Genomic DNA, 2,847 nt, shown 5'->3' with positions numbered 1-2,847 from the left:
CAACCCTTTATAAACCCTTTCATATCAAGACTTTAGCCTCTCTTAGAGGGCTTGTCCTTTAAGAGAGGCGAGCCGAGTTGCGCGCTATGGCGTTAACGCCTCTTATGACGCTATTTATAGCGATTTTTATATATACTCAAACATGTGTCCATTACCTTTTACACTCTGGACAAATCGGTTGTAATAATACACTATTGTTTACATTTTTATACATTGTTATACTCTTTTGAATAATTCTGGACATGCACTGGACATGATTGTATAATGAAATTACGATATAAAAAGGAGGTGATAAATAAGTGAGTGCAGGGGTAAAAAATAGACGTTCAATTATGTATGTTCAATATTTAGAACATATAAAATTTGATTCGTTTGATGAGTTAGAAAAGAATGTTTTTAAAGTAGTAGGTGATAAGTATCAAGTAGCTTCTATTATTCATGATAAAGATGTGAGTGATGAAACAGGAGAATTGGAAAGACCCCATATTCACATGTTTTTCTATTGTGAGAATAAATTATCTGCAGCTAAACTTATGCAGGCTACGAATGAAACACAAATGAATCAATTCGAATTTTTTGAACGTAAGGACGCAGGTTTTTTATATCTTATTCATGCAGGTCGTAAGGATAGACATAAATATCAATATTCAATTGATGAAGTGAGTGCTAATTTTGATTATCGAGAATATGTTGAAAACTTGAAAGCAAATTATAGTACGTCATTAGATACGATGTTAGAAGATGTATTGGAAAGTCGTATTAAATATTCTGATATTCAAAATGATAATGACTTATCATTATTGTATGCGAAGAATAAGACGAAAATTGACAACGCATTGAATATTGCTTCTAAACGACGTGTTGAAGCAAGAAAGAATATGGAAATACCAGTTGTATGGATATATGGCGATTATAGTGGCGTTGGTAAAACAGCTTATGCTAAGCAGAAAGCAGAAGAATTAAAGATGGCTTATGGCTATTCAAGTTATATGACATCTGCTAATAATGACCCTTTTCAAGAGTATAAAGGGGAAGAAGTTGTGATTATTGATGATATAAAACCGAATGATATTGAATTATCTGATTTACTTCGGTTATTAGATCCTTATAATGCGACTTCAGTTCGTTCAAGATATTCTAATAAGTATGTAAGTGCAGATGTGATATTTGTTACTTCTATGTATAGTCCTGAACAATTTTTCATAGCAAGTTCTATCAATTTTGATAAAGAACCAATTGACCAATTGTTAAGACGTATTTCTTCAGTTTGCTATGTTAAGCCTGTAAATGATGGAGAATATTTAGCAGAAGTCAATGTGTTTAAGATGAATAAATTAGATGAACCTGTAGTCATTGAAGGGAAATTTGATTATATAGCAGGAAAGAAAGTAGAAGTTAAAACGCGTTATCAACTTAGAGAAACGAAAAAAAAGAACTGATACCTATCCCGGACAAGATAAACGTATCAGTGCAATTAGATGATATATTTAAATAGTTATTTGTTAAATATAGTATATCATGTTGATATATGATAGACAATTGCAAAGTTTATAACGGGATAGGTACATTCTTAAAAGTTAAATTTTGAAAGGATGTATTTATAATGGCAAAACGATTAGACATTGGAAAATTAATTAATGTAGACGAAATTACAGAAAAAATGGAGCAAAATAGATTCCATTTGCTCGCAATCGGCGATAAGTATCACGATGATGATGAGTTTTTAAATGATATGCCTGTATTTACGCAGGACGCAAATGGTAAAACTAAACGTGATGATACACAACCGCCACAGTATTTTTATGTAAATGCAACAATGGAAAGTGCCGATAAAGATTTTAATATGGTTGATGTTCAGTTACGTGCGAAAGAACATACAGTATTTAATGGCTTACATGAAGATGATGTGTGTCGTATTACGATTGATAGAGAAATGACACAATTGACTGTTGATACTTCAAGAAATTTAAAGCCAGTAGTAACATTGGAAATTTACGTTACACAGTTAGATAAGGTTGAGTAAGTATGCTTCAATTAATGGATGGGTATGAATTGACGTTTGAAACATCTGAAGGCGTTTATGCTGTTAGCAAAATACTTACTGCAAGTGATATTAAGAAAGCTGTACGTGAGAATGGAACATCTTATACAGAAGAAGTATCAAAATTGGATTTAGTCGGTTATGACGATAATGGCAATGCGTTTTATATATAAATAAAAAGTCTGTACGACCAAAGCTACGCTACCGTTCGACCGTATTCGAAAAATGAGTACCGCATGTAGTAAAACTACGTTTTGCGGAATCCGGAACGGAGTTTTTCGAATTGAGTCGATCATCTAGCGTAAGTCTTTGGGGTATCGTACTGGCTTTTTTTTAATCTTTATAAATCGTTGTGATATTTCGTTAGAAATTTTCTAATTTTTATTTTGTTGCTTTGATTTGTTTAGATGTTCGATATTGACCGTGCTTTTTTTATATCACTTGCAGCTCTTTTATTTTGAACATCTGTATATTCGTTTTTATGTGTAGAGAACGAGAATTTATGCCGTCAAATTCATTTATATTGGGGGGCATCTTTAATTAAGCTAATTGTAGTGTGGCGAAAGCTTTGCTTTTGCTTCACTACGATTTTTTAGATTTATTAAAGATGTAGGGGCCCAATGTCAATGACATTTGACGTATAAATCGCAGTTCGGTCATGATATTTTGATATAAATTGTGCTTAAAAAATAGCGAATGTGTGTTTTAGTTTACATAACATCGGAAATTTTCCAAAAGTTATCTAGGGTACTGGACATTATTTATTTAAAAATACAGAGCTTCAACCCTTTATAAACCCTTTCATA

3 protein-coding genes are annotated in these 2,847 nt (G+C 32.1%); all 3 read left to right on the top strand.

Annotation, left to right across the window (positions count from 1 at the left end):
* The first annotated feature begins 299 nt into the window (after positions 1 to 299).
* Positions 300 to 1,439 carry a Rep family protein gene (locus CUN59_RS20600; protein ID WP_104389559.1) on the top strand — a complete coding sequence of 380 codons (1,140 nt, stop codon included), beginning with the start codon at positions 300 to 302 and terminating at the stop codon, positions 1,437 to 1,439.
* Positions 1,440 to 1,603: 164 nt separating this feature from the next.
* Positions 1,604 to 2,023 (top strand): hypothetical protein, encoded by a 420-nt coding sequence (locus tag CUN59_RS20595; RefSeq protein ID WP_104389558.1) that lies wholly within the window; start codon positions 1,604 to 1,606, stop codon positions 2,021 to 2,023.
* Positions 2,024 to 2,025: 2 nt separating this feature from the next.
* A complete protein-coding gene (locus CUN59_RS20590) occupies positions 2,026 to 2,214 on the top strand; it encodes a hypothetical protein (RefSeq protein ID WP_104389557.1) in 189 nt (62 codons plus the stop codon).
* Positions 2,215 to 2,847 lie beyond the last annotated feature (633 nt).

Origin of the sequence: Cuspidothrix issatschenkoi CHARLIE-1 (assembly GCF_002934005.1) — a bacterium.
GTDB lineage: Bacteria > Cyanobacteriota > Cyanobacteriia > Cyanobacteriales > Nostocaceae > Cuspidothrix > Cuspidothrix issatschenkoi.
This window is presented reverse-complemented; position numbering and strand designations above follow the sequence as displayed.